The 15864-nt window shown below is 67.3% G+C and carries 18 protein-coding genes; 7 read left to right on the top strand and 11 right to left on the bottom strand.

The features are described 5' to 3' along the window. Positions 1–6 precede the first annotated feature (6 nt). Both OG976_RS13605 and OG976_RS13600 read left to right on the top strand, forming a co-directional pair. A complete protein-coding gene (locus OG976_RS13605; protein WP_328349629.1) occupies positions 7–837 on the top strand; it encodes a thioesterase family protein in 831 nt (276 codons plus the stop codon). A gap of 9 nt (positions 838–846) precedes the next feature. Further along, positions 847–1620 (top strand): cyclase family protein, encoded by a 774-nt coding sequence (locus tag OG976_RS13600; RefSeq protein ID WP_328349627.1) that lies wholly within the window; start codon positions 847–849, stop codon positions 1618–1620. A 3-nt stretch (positions 1621–1623) separates the two neighbouring features. Here OG976_RS13600 and OG976_RS13595 read toward each other — a convergent pair whose 3' ends face one another. Genes OG976_RS13595 through OG976_RS13575 form a run of 5 tightly spaced genes read right to left on the bottom strand, consistent with a single transcriptional unit; the run spans position 1624 to position 6665 of the window. Beyond that, positions 1624–1902: a hypothetical protein gene (locus tag OG976_RS13595; protein ID WP_328349625.1), complete on the bottom strand. Its 279-nt coding sequence runs from the start codon at positions 1900–1902 to the stop codon at positions 1624–1626. A gap of 34 nt (positions 1903–1936) precedes the next feature. Further along, entirely contained in the window at positions 1937–2695 is a 759-nt protein-coding gene (locus OG976_RS13590; protein ID WP_328363539.1) for a YqjF family protein, read from the bottom strand. Further along, positions 2679–4022, bottom strand: coding sequence for an APC family permease (locus tag OG976_RS13585; protein ID WP_328349624.1), 1344 nt, complete (start codon positions 4020–4022; stop codon positions 2679–2681). The genes OG976_RS13590 and OG976_RS13585 overlap by 17 nt, the downstream gene beginning before the upstream one ends. A 13-nt stretch (positions 4023–4035) precedes the next feature. Then, the gene (locus OG976_RS13580) at positions 4036–5688 is read right to left on the bottom strand and encodes an amidohydrolase (protein ID WP_328349623.1); all 1653 of its coding nucleotides are present in this window, start codon (positions 5686–5688) and stop codon (positions 4036–4038) included. Continuing rightward, positions 5685–6665, bottom strand: coding sequence for a nitrilase-related carbon-nitrogen hydrolase (locus OG976_RS13575; protein ID WP_328349622.1), 981 nt, complete (start codon positions 6663–6665; stop codon positions 5685–5687). Before OG976_RS13575 ends, OG976_RS13580 begins: the two co-directional genes overlap by 4 nt. A 75-nt stretch (positions 6666–6740) precedes the next feature. Between OG976_RS13575 and OG976_RS13570 the strand changes: the two genes are divergently transcribed. Then, positions 6741–7343, top strand: coding sequence for a TetR/AcrR family transcriptional regulator C-terminal domain-containing protein (locus tag OG976_RS13570; RefSeq protein WP_328349620.1), 603 nt, complete (start codon positions 6741–6743; stop codon positions 7341–7343). Here OG976_RS13570 and OG976_RS13565 read toward each other — a convergent pair. Then, entirely contained in the window at positions 7340–8320 is a 981-nt protein-coding gene (locus OG976_RS13565; RefSeq protein WP_328349618.1) for a carbon-nitrogen hydrolase family protein, read from the bottom strand. The two genes, OG976_RS13570 and OG976_RS13565, sit on opposite strands and share 4 nt — an antisense overlap. After that, a complete protein-coding gene (locus OG976_RS13560) occupies positions 8317–9678 on the bottom strand; it encodes an NAD(P)/FAD-dependent oxidoreductase (RefSeq protein ID WP_328349616.1) in 1362 nt (453 codons plus the stop codon). Before OG976_RS13560 ends, OG976_RS13565 begins: the two co-directional genes overlap by 4 nt. A 186-nt stretch (positions 9679–9864) precedes the next feature. Between OG976_RS13560 and OG976_RS13555 the strand changes: the two genes are divergently transcribed. Continuing rightward, positions 9865–11004, top strand: a complete 1140-nt coding sequence (locus OG976_RS13555) for a LuxR C-terminal-related transcriptional regulator (RefSeq protein WP_328349614.1) — start codon at positions 9865–9867, stop codon at positions 11002–11004. A 22-nt stretch (positions 11005–11026) separates the two neighbouring features. Here the strand turns inward: OG976_RS13555 and OG976_RS13550 are convergent, their stop codons facing one another. After that, complete coding sequence (locus tag OG976_RS13550) at positions 11027–11494, bottom strand: nuclear transport factor 2 family protein (protein WP_328349612.1); 468 nt, start codon at positions 11492–11494, stop codon at positions 11027–11029. Beyond that, a complete protein-coding gene (locus OG976_RS13545; protein ID WP_328349610.1) occupies positions 11491–12027 on the bottom strand; it encodes a carboxymuconolactone decarboxylase family protein in 537 nt (178 codons plus the stop codon). The genes OG976_RS13550 and OG976_RS13545 overlap by 4 nt, the downstream gene beginning before the upstream one ends. A gap of 109 nt (positions 12028–12136) precedes the next feature. Here OG976_RS13545 and OG976_RS13540 point away from each other — a divergent pair, with 109 nt between their 5' ends. Next, entirely contained in the window at positions 12137–12724 is a 588-nt protein-coding gene (locus tag OG976_RS13540) for a CGNR zinc finger domain-containing protein (RefSeq protein ID WP_328349608.1), read from the top strand. Between the two features lie 4 nt (positions 12725–12728). On the opposite strand, the gene OG976_RS13535 is transcribed toward OG976_RS13540, so the two are convergent. Together OG976_RS13535 and OG976_RS13530 are read right to left on the bottom strand one after the other, a co-directional pair. Then, a complete protein-coding gene (locus tag OG976_RS13535) occupies positions 12729–12995 on the bottom strand; it encodes a YdeI/OmpD-associated family protein (protein WP_328349606.1) in 267 nt (88 codons plus the stop codon). A 243-nt stretch (positions 12996–13238) separates the two neighbouring features. After that, on the bottom strand, positions 13239–13865 hold the full coding sequence (locus OG976_RS13530; protein WP_328349604.1) for a stage II sporulation protein M: 627 nt from the start codon (positions 13863–13865) through the stop codon (positions 13239–13241). 39 nt (positions 13866–13904) lie between these two features. On the opposite strand from OG976_RS13530, the gene OG976_RS13525 reads away from it, so the two are divergent. Next, positions 13905–15119, top strand: a complete 1215-nt coding sequence (locus tag OG976_RS13525) for a serine hydrolase domain-containing protein (protein ID WP_328349602.1) — start codon at positions 13905–13907, stop codon at positions 15117–15119. A gap of 9 nt (positions 15120–15128) precedes the next feature. Then, entirely contained in the window at positions 15129–15854 is a 726-nt protein-coding gene (locus OG976_RS13520; protein WP_328349600.1) for a phytanoyl-CoA dioxygenase family protein, read from the top strand. Positions 15855–15864 lie beyond the last annotated feature (10 nt).

Genomic DNA, 15864 nt, shown 5'->3' with positions numbered 1-15864 from the left:
GACCTCGTGGCGGAATCCGGCAGGACCAGCTCGTCGCTGGCGTACTTCGTGCTCGACGGCGACGTCTTACTTCCCGACCCCGTGAGTAAGGGTCCGTGGGGGCCGGCGATCAGCGGCCACGTCGTCGGAGGGATTCTGGCCCGCGCCCTGGAGAACGCCGGGCACAGCGACGGGTTCCAGCCCGCCCGCGTCACCGTCGACCTGCTGCGCCCCACGGTGATCGCGCCACTGCAAGTCCGGGCATCGGTGCGGCGCGAGGGCCGCCGGATCCGGCTCATCGACGCTGAGGTGGTGCAGAACGACGTGGTGGTCGCGCGCGCCGGCGCCGTCTTCCTGCGCCCCGGTGACAGCCACATCGGTGACATTTGGTCCTCCGACATCCAGATGCCGCCGATGCCGTCTGATCCGGGCCCGCTTCCTGACGACCTACCGATGTTCGTCTGGGGATACGGCGGGGAGGGTTCCAGCGGCGAGATCGGTTTCGCCGAATGGCACACAGGTGGGCCGAAGTACATGTGGATAAGCCAGCGCCGCGTTCTCGTCGCCGGCGAGACGATCAGCCCGTTCGTCGAGGCGACCATGGCCGCCGACGCCACCAGTGCGCTGACCCATTGGGGCACACAGGGATTGCAGTACATCAACGTCGACTACACGCTGAGCCTGACCCGACTGCCCAAGGGGCCTAACATCGGGATGGCTGCGGTGGTGCACACCAGTCACGATGGCATCGCCTCCGGAACGGCCGCCCTATTCGACGAGTACGGCCCGATCGGCAACTCGATGGCGGTGGCGGTGGTGAACCCGGTGGAGTCGTTTCGGCCGGGCTCGATGAAGTAGGAGAACACGATGCGCAGGTTCGTCGACATCTCGGTGCCCTTGCAGGCCGGCATCGCCTCCGACCCGCCCGGCCACCTGCCCGAGATCGACTACTACGACCACCAGCAGACCGCTGCCGAGGTGGTGTCGTTCTTCCCTGGCGCCACGGTCGACGACCTGCCCGACGGGGAAGGCTGGGCGATCGAGCGGGTTCGCATCACCACCCACAACGGCACCCACCTCGATGCGCCCTACCACTACGCCTCGACCATGGACGGCGGCAAACGCGCGATCACCATCGACGAGGTGCCGTTGGAATGGTGTCTGCAGCCCGCCGTCAAACTGGACTTCCGGCATTTCCCGGACGGCTACGTCACGACGGCTGAGGACGTCGCGCAGGAACTGGATCGGATCGAACACACGCTCTCGCCGTTGGAGATCGTGCTCGTCAACACCAGCGCCGGAACCCGCTACGGCGAGCCGGATTACGTCGGCAAGGGCTGCGGCATGGGCCGCGACGCCACCCTGTACCTACTCGAACGTGGCGTACGGCTGACCGGCACCGACGCCTGGAGCTGGGATGCGCCGTTCTCCTACACCGCGCAGCGTTACGAACGACACCACGACGCGTCGATCATCTGGGAGGGCCACCGCGCCGGACGCACCATCGGTTACTCCCACATCGAGAAGCTGCACAATCTGGAAGCGTTGCCCGCCAAGGGCTTTGAGGTGTCGTGCTTTCCCGTCAAAGTGCACAAGGCCTCGGCGGGCTGGACCCGCGCGGTGGCGATCTTCGACGAGTAACCGCTAGGGCCAGATACCGCCGACCGGGGGACCGCCTCCCGGCGGTGACTGGTTCTGCAGGATGCCCAGGCAGGTACCCAACGACTTGCCCGGGATGCAGGGGATGCCGCCGACCGTCGGCACGCCGCTGTTGGCCACGAAGCACTGCCCGGTGATCGGGTCGGCCAGGTGCCCGATCGGGCAGGCACTCGCCGGAGCGGCAACGACCACCGGCACACCGACGAACAACCCGGCGCAGGCAGCCGCCATCAGCGCCCGACCGATCCGTCGCCGTAGTGCCATGCTTCACAGCCTACGTCCAGCTTGGGTGCCGTCGTCAGGTAACCGCGCTGGGCCGGCCGAACTGGGTGCGCATCGCGGGGGAGTACAGCGCCCGCAGCCGCGGCCCGGCCAGCGGGACACCGGCCGCCGCGATCAGCTCGTCGTCGAGTTCCACCAGGTGGGCCGAGCGCAACGGCCACGCGCCGTGGGTGTTGGGCACCCACCAGGTCCGGCCGGCTTTGCGGGTGTGCGCCCCCCAGCGCGCGGTCAGCCACACCTCCAGCGGGGTGGGGTCCACCGGATCACCCGGGGCCACCACCACCCGGCTGCGCAGACCGCGACGGGGCCAGCGGCGCACGCTGTCGTAGCTGATCTCCTCCTTGGACAGCCGCACCCGCATCTTGGCCCAGGTGTACGGAATGCCCATGGCGATGCGGATCGTCGGGACCACCGCCAGCCGGGCGGTCTCCAGCGAGTAGAACAGCACGCCGTGCCGGCCCGCGTCGTCCACCGAGTACAGCCGCACGTTGGTCTCGGCGAAGGTGCCGAAGTAGGGCATCCGCAGCCCGCACCCCAGCGCCGTGTAGCCCATCCGGAACGGCACCAGCGCGATGTAGGTCATCCCGTCGGCGAACACATCCGGCCGGGTGCCCGCCGGGAACAGGTGGGCGACGTCGTCCGGACGAACCGGCCAGTGCAGGAAGGTCAGATCCAGCCAGGTCTGGTCGAACAGCACCGGGCGCGGCAGTGGCGGCGCCGTGACGGGATACCCGGCGAGTGGGTCGCTCACCCGCGGGTCACTCGTAGTCCAGATCCAGCACGGGGGTGGGCCGCCGGAAGCCGCGGGTGACGACCAGCAGCCACACGAATCCTATTGCCAGCCAGATCAATCCAATGGTCAGCGCCGTGCCGGACAGGCTCGTCCACAGCCACGCGGTGAGCAGGAAGCCGATGGTCGGCGCGACCAGGTTGAGCAGGATGTTGCGCTCCCGCATGTCCACGAAGTAGTGCTTGATCACCGACAGGTTGACCACCGAGAAGGCCACCAGCGCACCGAAACTGACGACGGAGGCGAGGATCGCCAGGTCGATCCAGACCGCGAGCAGCGAGATGACGCTGACGATGAGGATGGCGTACACCGGCGTGCTGAATTTCGCGGACACATGCCCGAACACCTTGCGTGGCAGGATGCCGTCGCGACCCATCGCGTAGAGGATGCGGGCTACCGAAGCCTGCGAGGTCAACGCCGAACCGAGTGCGCCGGCCACATACGCCGCGGTGAAGAACGTGTTGACGAACGCCCCGCCCGCGGCCAGCATCACGTCGGTCGAACCGGTGTCCACATCGGCGAACTTGTTGGACGGGAACACGAGCCCCGACACATAGGACAGCAGGATGAAGATGATCCCCGAGACGACGGTCGCGATCATGATCGCCTGCGGGACCGTCCGCCGGGCGTCGCGCGCCTCCTCGGACAGCGTGGATACCGCGTCGAAACCCAGGAACGACAGACACAGGATCGCCGCGCCGGCCAGGATCGGGCTCATCCCGCCCGCGGTACCGTCACCGGTGAAGGGCGCCAACAGGTCGACTGTTCCGTAGCCGCTGGTTTTGGCGATCGCGAGGGCGACGAACACCACGATGAAGATCGCTTGGATCGCGATGATGAGGAAGTTCGCCCGCGCCACCGACACGATCCCGACGATGTTGAGCACGGTGACGATCGCTATCGAGACGACGACGATGACCCACGCGGGAAGCGCGGGCAGCGCAGCGTTCAAGTAGAGCCCGATGACGAGGTAGTTCAGCATCGGCAGGAACAGGTAGTCCAGCAACAGCGACCACCCGGCCAGGAAGCCGACGGGTGCCCCGAAGGTGCGCTGCGTGTAGGTGTACGCCGATCCGGCCACCGGGAAGGCGGCCGCCATCCGCGCGTAGGACAGTGCGGTGAACACCATCGTGATGAGCGTGACGGTGTAGGCGAGCGGCAGTCGGCCACCCGAGGTTTCGGTGACGATGCCGTAGGTGGTGAACACCGTCAACGGCACCATGTACACCAAACCGAAGAGAACCAGCGACGGCAGGCCCAGCGCCCGCTTCAGATGTCCCTCGTGGGGGGCCGTGATGTATTCCGCGGTCATGGTCGTGCTTCCTCTAGTCGGTACCGGTGTAGGCGAGCTGGCCGCGCAGGTAGGTGGCGCGGACCGGGAGTGCGGGTAGCTGCAGCGCGGGGGTGCTGCGCGGGTCGTCGGCGAGCCAGACCAGGTCGGCACTGGCCCCGGGGGAGATACGTCCCCAATTGGCTTCGGCGAAGGCCTGGTACGCGACCGCGCCGGTGTAGGACGACAGGGCCAGATCGATCGGCAGGATCTCGTGTGGTGTCCAGCCGCCTTCGGGTTCGCCCTCGGCGGTGCGGCGCGAGACCGCCACCGCGATACCGTCGAGCGGGGCGCCCGAGGACACCGGCCAGTCCGACCCGAAGGCCAGCGCGGCGCCGGTGCGGTGCAGGGTTTGGATCTGGTACTGCCGGTCGGCGCGCTCCACGCCGAGGCGCGGAATCGTGAGCACGGTCATCAGCGCGTCCATCTGGGCCCACAACGGTTGCATGTTGGGAATGACGCCGAGGGCGGCGAATCGTTCCAGGTCGGCCGGGTCGACGAGCTGGACGTGAGCGATGACCGGCCTGCGGTCGCGGGTTCCGTTGCGCGCCTGGACATATTCGATGGCGTCGAGGGCCTGGCGCACCGCGGCGTCGCCGATGGCGTGGATGTGGATCTGCAGTCCAAGTTCGTCGACGCGCTGCGCGGCCTGCGCCAGCGAGTCGCCCTCCCAGGTCTGCATGCCCAGGTTGTCCCCCGAGTCGCTGCGCTCCTGCCCGCCGTGCGAATGCAAGCCCGAGCAATACGGTGCCAGCAGCGCACCCGTCTCGTTCTCCACCACACCGTCGGCGAAGAACTTCACGGTGTTCGCGGTCAGCAGCGGCGACCCGACTGCCTCGACGGCGGCCCGCGATTCGGCGTACCGGGTGATCTGGGAGTCGAAGTGGCGCGGGTCGGCGTAGAGCGCGAGGTTGAACCGCATCCGCAGGGCATCCTGGCGGGCCGCCTCGACGTAGGTGGCGACGTCCTGCGGCTCGACCCAGGCGTCCTGCACCCAGGTCACCCCGAAGGGGAGGTAGTAGTCGGCGGCGGTACGCAGCGCGGCGATGCGCTTGGCTTCGTCGGCGGGTGGCATCACGGCCGTCACCAAATCTGTTGCGCCCCATTCACGCAACGTTCCCAGCACGGACCCGTCTGGGCGGTGCGGTATCTCGCCGAGTACGGGGTCGGGAGTATCCGGGGTGATGCCGGCGCGGTTGAGGGCCTCGGTGTTGACCCACATCGTGTGGTAGTCCCAGGCACGCAGGGCCACCGGCCGGTCGGGGACCACCGAGTCCAGCCAGCGGGCGTCGAAGAGTCCGCCGGGGGCCAGGCTGCTGTCGTAGGAGGCGCCGACGATCCACTCCTCGTCGGGGTGTTCGTCGGCGTACTTCTTCACCGCAGCCAGGATCTCGTCGACCGACGTGCAGGGCCGCACCGCGGGGCCGGCGGCTTCCAGCCCGCCGTAGAGCGGGTGGGCGTGGCCGTCGCCGAAGGAGGGCATCAGGAATCCGCCGTCGAGATCGACACTGTCGCAGTCGATCCCGGCCGCCTGCTCGCGGGCCTGTTCACCGAGCGCGCGCACCACGCCGTCGACGACCAACAGTGCGTCGGACTCCACGCCGGTGCCGGTCCACACCACACCACCGGTGAACAGCGTCGCGCTCATTTGACCACCGCCGTCGCAGCGTGACCGACACCGTAGGGCTCCTGCGCCACCACCGGTCGGGTCAGGGCGCCGTAGGTGTCGGGGCGGCGGGTCAGCAGGAAGGGGAACAGTTCCAGCCAGTCGCGGCGCTGGTCGAGATCGAGATCAGCCACCAGCACAGCTTCCTCGTTTCTGGGTGCTTGCACCAGGATTCGGCCATACGGGTCAGAGATGAACGACGAGCCGTAGAAACTGACCTTGCCTTCGTTGCCGGTGCGGTTGGGCACGACCATGAACAGTCCGCTGTTGATGCCGTTGGCCACGATGACCTGCTGCCACAGCGGGCGGGTGTCGAAGTCGGGGAAGACCGGTTCGGAGCCGATGGCCGTGGGGTAGACCACGATCTCGGCGCCGGCCAGCGAGTAGTTGCGGGCAACCTCGGGGAACCATTCGTCCCAGCAGGTCGGCATGCCGATGCGGGCGTCCAGGCCCTCGGGTGCGTAGACCGGGTAGGGGTCGGCGGCGGGCCCGGGGCGAAAGTAGGTGTCTTCGTAGTAGCCGGCCGAGATGGGGATGTGCAGCTTGCGGGTGCGCCCGACGAGTTGGCCGTCGGGGGAGACCAGGATCGCGGTGTTGTAGCCCAGGCCGTCGGCGTCGGGCGCCTTCTCGTAGAGCGAGGCGTGCACGAAGATCCGGTTCGTCGTCGCTGCGGCGGCGGCGAGTTCGAAGGTGGGCCCGTTGTGGAGGTCCTCGGCCGCCGCGGACGGGTCGGGTCCGGCCGGGGAATCGGCGGGGTAGCGCAGCAGGGTGATCTCGGGCAGGAAGACGACGTTGGCGCCGTGGTCGGCGGCCTGGTCGATGCCGGCACGTAACGCGGCGACGAGTTCGGCGCGGTCGGGACGCCAGTGGTGCTGGACGAGTCCGACGCGCAACGGCGTCCGATGCGAGGGCGCCGAGCGGGACAGCGGCTCGAGTGCGGGGGAGGTCAGGGTGATCATCCGGCTCCTAAAACGAATGGAATTCGTTTAGTGTGAACTGGCTCATACTTCTTCGCAACAGGAATGGGGAATTTCATGGGCCGGCCACCGACACCGCTGCTGTCCACCGACCGGATCGCGGCTGCCGCCATGGAGTTGGTGAGCGCCACCGGGGGGTTCACCATGCCCGAACTCGCGCGAAAACTGCAGGTCAGCCCCTCATCGCTGTACAACCACGTGTCGGGACGCGATCAGATCGTCGAGCTGCTGCGCGAGCGTGCGATGTCGGAGGTGACACTGCCCGAGGACTCACCGGACCGGCCGTGGGCCGAGGTCGTGGCCGCGATCCTGCGCTCCTACCGCCGTAGCTTTGCGCGCTACCCGCGGCTGATCCCGTTGTTGACGGCGTACCCGGTGAACAGCAGCCACGCGATCCGGATGTACAACGTGCTCGCAGCGACGTTGGCGCGGGCGGGCTTCGATGCGGCCGACATGCTGCGGGTGATCACGCTGATGGACTGCTTCGTGCTGGGTTCGGCGTTGGACGTGGCCGCCCCGGAGGAGCCGTGGCATTCCAGCGACGAAGTGGGCCCGGATTTCGCGGCCGCCCTGGCCACCGGTGTGGGCAAGGAGGACCGGGCCGACGACGCGTTCGAGTTCGGGCTGGCGGTGTTGTTACGGGGGCTTTCGCGGGACTAGCGGCGCGCGTTCTCGCGCTGCCACGGAAAGCCCTGCAGCGCGTGCCTGGCTCGGTAGTGCGCGCTGCCGTGGGTGTTGAAGACGTACCAGCCGACACCCTGGTGCAGGATTCTGCTGGCGTCCGGGATCCACCGGCGATCCAGTACCGGGTCCAGCGGAGCCGGCGCCGCAAGTGTCACCTCAGCACTGATATGACCTTCACCGTCGGACTCGGTCAACCGCGCCAGGATCGTCCCGTCGCGATCACAGATCTGGGACTCGCCGATCATCGTCGTCGGCCAGGAAAGACCTGGCACGAAAGGGGTTTCACCGACGATCGGGCCGACGTGAGCCGCCTGGGCTACCGGCACACCGACGATGCGCGCCACCTGCCCGGGCAGCGCGGCCTGCTGCCGCTTCCACTCGCGGTGTTGATGTGCGCACCAACGGCCAAGCAGCCCAGGCCAATTGGTGGGCATCGACGGCCAACACATCCCGCCCAGCACCAGCCGGGCACCACGCGCCCGGACCCGTTGCGCGGTCGGGTAGCGGGCCCACTCCCAGCCCGACATCAGGCCGACGGTGGCGTCCAGGCTCGCGCATGCGACGACACCGTCGTCGTCACCTCCCCGGTAGTAGTTGTTCTCCCACGCCGTGGGTGTGTCTTTGTCGTGCAGGTGCACCGTGCCGTCGGGTTCGACGAGCGCATAGGTTCCGTAGGCATGCTCGCCGCGGACTGCGAGGAACCCGCCGCACACCACACAGCCGAGTTCGCGGGCGAGCCGGCGTAGCAGCTCGAGTGCCGGCCCGTCGACCGGAATCGGCGCGCCGCGAAGCACTTTGGCGTACACGTTGGGCGAGGTGATGGCCTCGGGCAGAACGAGGACCTCGGGCTGGTGCTCGCGATAGGCGTCTCGGGCCAGGCTCTCGACCCGCCGCAGGTTGGCCTCGACCTCGCCGAGTCGCAGCGCCGGCTGCACCACCGCGATGCGCGTCATGCCCGCGCTCCGACGGTGTCGACCGATCGCGCGAGGACTGCTCGACCGGCTTTGCGGCCCAGCCAGGCCAGCTTCGCCGACCCGGCCAGGTATCGCGGCAAGGGTTCGTAGTGTCCGAAGTACAGCCGGCTTCGCCGCAGCCACAGCGGCATCGCCCGGTTGCAGTTGATCATGTTGCGCAAGCTGACCAGCAGTGCCGCGGGCAGATCCTCTTTGAGCTCGGGGTGGGGGACCGGTGCGCAGATCCGGTTGCGCCGCTCGTCGGTGGTCCGGAGCAATTCCAGATGGGCGATGAGTGCGGCGCTGAAAGTCTGTTGGCACATGAACACCGGCTGCAGAACGACCGCGCCGCCGGAGAACAGCGGCACCGGCGGCAACTTGCCCAGACCGTTGGCCGTGCAGTCGACGAACAGGGTGTCATCCGGGCAGTCGACGGTTCCGTCGACGAGGTGGATGCGACCGCTGCTCAGGCGGGTGACCCGGCCCATGCGCACGACGTCGCGGACCGACCGCAGCTTGCGCAACTCCGCGTGGTCGACGGTGGCGCACCGCCATTTGGTCGGCGCCACGTTGGGATCGACACGGCAGACGATGTTGCGCCGTTCGAGGGTGGAGTAAACCTCATCGATGGCACCGGCGCCTACGACCGACTCCACGAACGCCGACACCGTCGGCAACGCCAGACCGGGCTGGACGCTGGAGCGGTTCCACAGCCATGAGTCGTTGGGAGCGATCCACTGAATCCGGCTGGGCGCCACACCTCCATCGAGCAAGAACGTGATGGAGTCGATGCCGGTCTTGCCCGCACCCACCACGACATAGCGCTCGTACGGGCGATCGACGTGTATCAGGCCGTTGGGCGGCACCACGGTGACCCCGTCATCCACCTGGTAGCGCGGCGGACGCGACGCGGGAATCTCCACCCGCATGTAGGTGCTGTCCACAACCCGCCGGTGGGCAACCACCCGCGTGACCTTGCCCGGCTCGACCAGCGACACCGCTTCGCCGTCGCCCCGATACTCCGTCAGCGACAGAAAGCGCACCCGGCCGGTGGCCAGGAACCGGTCCATCGCCTCGCCGAAGTAGGCGACGATCCCCGGGCCGCCGGTCAGCTCGCTGCCACCCTGACCGAGCTTGGTGGTGTTCAGTCCGTAAAAGGCCGCCGGCTGGTGCAGTCGGACGAAGGGGTAGGAGTCGTTCCAATGTCCCCCGGGTGCGCTACGCCGGTCGACGAAGACGATCCGCGCGGTGGAGTCCTCGGCGAGGATCACGTCGGCGAAGGCCATGCCCATCGCGCCCGCACCGAGAATCAGGTAGTCGCAGTCGACGCGCTCGCACGTCGGGCTGTCCGTGCTCATCAGTCACATGCCTTCCGGGGCGATCTGGTGCCCGAGGCAAAGCTACGGCCGCCGGGCCGATCCGACGACCCCCCGAAAGTCCACAAAACATAGGACCTTGGAGCGATATCCGCCCCCGTGCCGGGCTCGCAGCGGCTGCGGCGCGAATGGGGATGCCAGCGGCGGCGTCTGCGTTATGGTCGCGCGATGGCAGGCGGGCTGGCGGCGCGTGACGGGGCCGACGAGGGGCTGTCCGCCCGCATCGTCGAAGCTCTCGCCGAAGTGGGAGTCGACCTCGAAGCGGGCGGCTACACCTCCCTCACCGACGCGCTGGGTGAGGCCTTGTCGGTGGTCGAGGGCGATATCGATGCCCAGGCGAATGGAGAACTGGCCCAGCGCTGTCAGACGCTGGTCCGGCTGTTCGAACTGCGCGAGGAGCTGACCGAGAGCCACGCCCAGCGCCGACTGCGCACCTACGCCCGGGTGCAGCAAGCGCTGGGCCGACTGCGATCTGCCACCTCCGTCGACGCCATCGTCGCCGAAGCGCCGAGGGCTGTCTGCGAGGCCGGCAACTTCGATCGTTCGGTCATCTACGGGGTATCCGGCAGCGACATGCTCGCCGAAGCCGTGTACGTGCGCGGTGACCCCGATGCTGCACGCGCCTTCCTGGCCTACAGTCGCGAGCACCCCGCGCCGTTGGACGAGCGGATCATGGAATCGGAACTGGCCCGCCGCCGGGTGCCCCTGCTGATTCGGGATGCTCTGAACAATCCCAACACCTACAAGCCGCTGGTCGGTCACTACCAGACGAACTGCTACGTCGCGGCGCCGATCATGCCGGAAGGCAGGGTCATCGGATTCCTGCACGCCGACCGGGAACTCCAACGCCCGAAGGATCCCGACGGTGTCGACGAGTTCGATCGAGATGTGTTGTGGGCGTTCGCCGAAGGTCTTGGTTACGCGATCGAACGCGCGCACCTGGCGGAGAAGCTGCGCAGCCAGGCCGACGAGGTGGCGGCGCTGCTGACGCAGACCCGGTCGGTGGTCACCGAATATCTCGAGAGTCGGGTCGAGATGATCAGCGCGCCGGCGGAGGCCACCGCCGCGACTCGCACCGCGGAGGCCATGTTCGCCGGGCCGGAGTCCAAGGCCGACCGCACGCTGAGCCGACGTGAGCTGGAGGTACTGGCACTGGTGTCCGACGGGGCCACCAACGCCCAGATCGCCGCTCGGTTGTTCATCACCGAGAGCACCGCCAAGGCTCACGTCGGCCGCATCCTGCGCAAGCTCGGCGCGGGCAACCGCGTCGAGGCCGCGAGGATCTACCACCGCGCGCGAAACGAATGAGGCTGGGGCCTCAGGAGATTCGCTAGTCCAGCGGGATGTCGTGCCCGGGCCCGCGTTCACTGTCCGGCCGCGGCCCGAAGATACGGCGATCAGCCTGCGAGATCGCCACGTCGTTGATACTGGCCTCGCGGCGTCGCATCAGCCCGCTGTCGTCGAACTCCCACAGCTCGTTTCCGTAGCTGCGGTACCACTGTCCACCAGCGTCGTGCCACTCGTACTGGAAGCGCACCGCCATCCGGTTCTCCCGGAATCCCCACAAGCTCTTACGCAGCGCATAGTCGAGCTCCCGATCCCACTTCGCCGTGAGGAATGCAACGATCTCCTGCCGGCCGGTGACGAACTGATCGCGGTTGCGCCACAACGAGTCCGGCGTGTAGGCCAGGCTGACCAGATGTGGATCTCGGCTGTTCCACGCATCCTCTGCCGCCTGGACCTTCTGTGTCGCCGTGTCGAGGTCGAACGGCGGTATCGGTGGTCGGGGGGTACTCACAGCGTCACGGCCGGCCAGTCGTTGTCCACCTTGGCCAGGACGTTGAAGTAGTTGGTCAGGATGTTCAGCGCAAGGTTGGCGACCAACTCGCCGATCTCTTCCTCGGTGACCCCGCCGAGGCGGGCCGCAGCCAGATCGGCTTCATCCACGTCACCGGCGTTGGCGGCAATCGCGTTGGACAACGTCAACAGGGCCTCGACATGCGCGTCCTGCGATCGGCCGCGCCGCGCACTGTCCAGCTCCTCGGCGCTGAGCTTGGCAGCAGTGGCACCGAAGTGGGTGTGCGCGGACAGGCAGTACTCGCAGCCGTTGAGCTGGGCGGTGGCGATCGCCAGCCGTTCCCGGACCGGCCCGGACAGCACGCCCTTGGAGACGGCGCCGGACAGGGCGAGGTAGCTGCGGAGCAACCCCGGGCTGTTGGCCATCACCTTTGTCATGTTGGGCGTCACTCCCAGCGCTTTCTGGACCTGCGCCAATAGGTCGGCGGCGGTTCCGGTGGCGTTCTCGGGCTGAACCGCAGTGAAGGTGGTCATGTCGGGTCCTCTCAAATGTCTAATGGTTACTCGTGTTGGCAACCATTAGAAGTAGTAGCACGTTGGTCTAACGGATGCAAGTCCATTCACCCGTGATAATGTGGGACGCATGACGCCGGTCATGGTGTTGCCTGATGAACCGTTGCCAGTCCGGTTTATGAACACCATCTGGGCCGACACCTCCGGCGTGCACGACGCACTCGACTCGCCGGAGGCGCTGCGTGATTGGTTGGCCGCCGCCGGCGTCGGCGCTGACGACGAACTCGACGACCCCACCGAGGACGAGTTCACCGATTCCCGGATGCTGCGCGATGCCCTGCGTCGACTGGCCGCCCACAACACCGGGGATACTCGGGCCTCGGCGCTACCCGCGATCGACGTCGACGCGGCAGTGGCCGCGGTGAACGCGGCGGTCGCGGGGTTGCCTCAGATCCATCTGGTGGTTCACGACGGTCGGCTCGAATGCGAGCAGCTGGTGCGCGGTTCGGCGATCAGAACCGGCTTGGCGGCGATCGCCCGCGAGTCACTCGATGTCGTCACCGGCCCGACCGCCACCCGGCTGCGCGCCTGTTACGCCCCCGGCTGCGTGCTGTATTTCATCAAGGCCCACCCCCGACGGGAATGGTGCTCGGACGGCTGCGGCAATCGGGTGCGGGCGGCGCGGCACTACCAGCGCACCCGCGCCGGCCGGTCCTAGTCGGTCAGGCCTTGCCGGTGCGCTCGCGGTGCTTGCAGCCCGGCCAGCAGCACGGCCGCCGCTTGCCTTCTTCGAGTTCTTCCTGGGTGCGCAGGATGCGCCGTTCCCGGGTTTTCTGCTGCTTGGCGTCCTCGACCCAGCAGATGAATTCGTTGCGGCCCAGCGGCGTGCAGTCTTTCCAGAGTTCCAATGCGGTGGCATTGGCGAGCAACGCGGCACGCAGGTCTGGTGGAAGTTCGTGGACGACGCCCCCCGGCACCTGAGTGCTCATGGGCTCCAGATTAGTCGCCTGCTCCCGGTTCTGGGCCGTGCCTAAGTGCACCGCGGACCTGTCCTGAAGCCGTGCACTGGTTCGACGAGTACGGCAACATCATCGACCTGGACGACGACACCACTTCTCGGCGAGATTAGGCCGAACAAGCCCCGACTGGCTCGCCCTGCTCGGCGACGAACTGCTCATTGATCTCGGCATACTTCCTCGCTGGGGTGCCGACAGTTTGGGGCCGGACCGGCGCTATAACAGCCAGTCTGCCAGCGGGTGCACTAAGTAGCGCAACGAGAACGCCTCGTATACCGCGCCCACGACGAGCAAGGCCAGAGCCGGCAGCATCAGCCAGCCGAGGTCCTTCAGCCCGCGACGGTAGCCCTGCCGACGGGTCTCGGCTCCAATAGTTCGGGGTTGCATCCAGGAAGTGCCGAGCAGATACACACCCAACACCAGCAGGAGGTAGGCCTGAAACTCGATGATCAGCGTGAGCGAGTGCGGGATCAGGGCCACCCAGCCGATCTCGCTGGTTGGGACGAGCGTCATCCCCGTCGTAAAGGCCCAGTAGGCGAACAGCGCAATGCCGGCGAACGGCACGACCATCGACGGCGCAACAATGGTCAGCGCACCCAGCTTGAGTGTGTTGACCGCGAGAATCGTCAGTGCGAATAGCCAGGGGCGGGCGATCAGCGACTGGACGAGATCCGCTGTGCCGTCTTCCTGTAACCGTGTGTATTGCGCCTGGCTGAGTTCCGGGATGGCCAGCGCCAGACCGAAGCCGACCAGAAACACGCCGTACGTCGCCGCGTTCGCCGCCAGATATACCCCGGCGTTCTCAGCGATGATGCGGAACGGACGCCATTGTCGGACGGTCATTCCGACCCTCCTCTCCACTCTGCACCTACCAGTACCGCGGTGTTCGGCGCTGGCCGAAGGAAGTCGACCACCGCCCAACAAGGCGCCCATGGTCTACCCCGCCTCAAGGCGATTGATTCTCTGGTGCCGATATCGTCGAGACTCCAACGACGCGCGGCTGCCCGGGCAGCCCGGACCCCTGCGCGCCACATTTCAGGAGAAGCGACGTCAGGAGTCCTGATTACAGTCAGTGGAGTGCATTCCGCAGCATGTCGCTCTCCCGGACTTGGACCTGCGACAGGCGACTCCGATCTGATCGCGCGCCTCGGACCGCTGGTGCGAGCCGCAGGTCTCGGCGAACGAGTCAGCGCCGTCCACATCCGGGGCAGCTTTCACCGCGCCGCACACTTCGGGGCGGGACCCGACACGGTGTACGAAATCGGATCCATCACCAAGACCATGACTTCGCTGCTCTTTGCACACGCTGTCGAGTCAGGCGAGCTGGGCGCCGATACGCCTCTTGGGGACTTGCTCGATCTTGGCGGCAGCCCCGCGGGCCGTGTGTCACTCGAGGACCTCGCCAGTCACCGGTCCGGGCTGCCGCGCATCGCCCCTCGTGCCCGAGATCAGGTGCAGGCATATGCCGCCGTCCTGCGGCACCGCAACCCGTACACCGCGGATCTGCCGACGTTGCTCGCACAGGCCAGGGTTGCGAAAACGACTGGCAGAGGGGCGTTTAGGTATTCCAACCTCGGTACAGCTTTGCTCGGCCAGGCACTAGCGGTCCATGCCGGGGCCGGCTATCCCGAGTCGCTGGACCGCCAACTGTTCGCCCCGCTCGGGATGAAGCACTCGACCACTCCATTGTCCATCCGCGATCTGCCCGACGCTGCACCAACAGGATGGAACGCGCACGGCAAGAGCGAGCAGGCATGGACGTTGGGCGCCTACGCACCTGCCGGTGGCGTGCGCTCAACACCGGCCGACATGGCTCGCTACGCACAGGCCCTGCTCGACGGTACAGCGCCAGGCCTTACCGCGCTCCAACCGCGATGGGCCGCCGACAACCAAAGCCGGGTGGGTTACGCATGGTTCACCGATCGAGTCGCAGACGTGGACATCACCTGGCACAACGGCACAACAGGTGGCTTCTCCAGCATGCTGGCACTCGACCGGAACGCCGCCGCCGCTGTGGTCATCTTGGCCAATACTGCTGTTGCGGTTGATGAGATCGCGATACGCCTTCTGGTGGATGTGGATGGATGCGACGGGTAGACGCACAGTGTGATCGACATCGACGCATTCCTGCGGGACGGGTTCGTCAAGCTCGAACGGGCTGACCTACGCGCGGCGGCCGACGAGGCGCGCGCGGCGCTGTGGCAATCGATCGGGCTCTCGCCCGACGATCCGTCCACCTGGCACCAACCCGTCGTGTGGGCTGCCGACCTCACCGGAGGTGGACCCTTCCAGCGCTTGGCCAACAGCCCCGCCCTCGCCGACGCACTCGACGCGATCTGCGGGGCGGGTGGCTGGATACCGCGATACTCCTTGGGCAACATCCCGATTCGGTTTCCCGTGCAGCCCGGTGTCGACGACCGCGGGTGGCATATCGACGCCAATACCCCGTGCGTTGACGGCTCATGGCTTGTCAGCGGCCGGCCGCACACCATGCTGGCACTCACCTTGTTGTCGGAGGTGGGCGAGGACGACGCCCCGACCCGGATCCGCGTCGGCTCACACCACGATGCTGTGACGGTCTTCGCCGACCATCCCGAACCATGCACGGCCGCAGAGATCGCTCCGCTGCTCGATGCAGCCAGTGCCGAGCGTCCCGTCGCCTACGCCGCCGGTTCGCCAGGTGACGTGTACCTGGTGCACCCCTTCTGTCTCCACGCCGCCGACGAACATCGCGGCACGAAGCCGCGCTTCATGGCGCAGGCACCCGTGCAGCTCACCGAACCGCTGACGCCGCAATCACACTCGATCCTTGGCGCGGTCTGGAGAGGCTAGCCAGCCACGC

This window comes from Mycobacterium sp. NBC_00419, assembly GCF_036023875.1.
In the GTDB taxonomy this organism is placed as follows: Bacteria; Actinomycetota; Actinomycetes; order Mycobacteriales; family Mycobacteriaceae; genus Mycobacterium.
Note: the sequence above shows the minus strand (reverse complement) of the source record. Positions and strands in the feature narration are given on the sequence as shown.

Coding starts and splice junctions, on each gene's coding strand:
- OG976_RS13580 (WP_328349623.1), bottom strand. CDS start 5,688: ATGAGCGCGACGCTGTTCACCGGTGGTGTGGTGTGGACCGGCACCGGC.
- OG976_RS13585 (WP_328349624.1), bottom strand. CDS start 4,022: ATGACCGCGGAATACATCACGGCCCCCCACGAGGGACATCTGAAGCGG.
- OG976_RS13570 (WP_328349620.1), top strand. CDS start 6,741: ATGGGCCGGCCACCGACACCGCTGCTGTCCACCGACCGGATCGCGGCT.
- OG976_RS13575 (WP_328349622.1), bottom strand. CDS start 6,665: ATGATCACCCTGACCTCCCCCGCACTCGAGCCGCTGTCCCGCTCGGCG.
- OG976_RS13600 (WP_328349627.1), top strand. CDS start 847: ATGCGCAGGTTCGTCGACATCTCGGTGCCCTTGCAGGCCGGCATCGCC.
- OG976_RS13560 (WP_328349616.1), bottom strand. CDS start 9,678: ATGAGCACGGACAGCCCGACGTGCGAGCGCGTCGACTGCGACTACCTG.
- OG976_RS13545 (WP_328349610.1), bottom strand. CDS start 12,027: ATGACCACCTTCACTGCGGTTCAGCCCGAGAACGCCACCGGAACCGCC.
- OG976_RS13540 (WP_328349608.1), top strand. CDS start 12,137: ATGACGCCGGTCATGGTGTTGCCTGATGAACCGTTGCCAGTCCGGTTT.
- OG976_RS13565 (WP_328349618.1), bottom strand. CDS start 8,320: ATGACGCGCATCGCGGTGGTGCAGCCGGCGCTGCGACTCGGCGAGGTC.
- OG976_RS13535 (WP_328349606.1), bottom strand. CDS start 12,995: ATGAGCACTCAGGTGCCGGGGGGCGTCGTCCACGAACTTCCACCAGAC.
- OG976_RS13530 (WP_328349604.1), bottom strand. CDS start 13,865: ATGACCGTCCGACAATGGCGTCCGTTCCGCATCATCGCTGAGAACGCC.
- OG976_RS13595 (WP_328349625.1), bottom strand. CDS start 1,902: ATGGCACTACGGCGACGGATCGGTCGGGCGCTGATGGCGGCTGCCTGC.
- OG976_RS13555 (WP_328349614.1), top strand. CDS start 9,865: ATGGCAGGCGGGCTGGCGGCGCGTGACGGGGCCGACGAGGGGCTGTCC.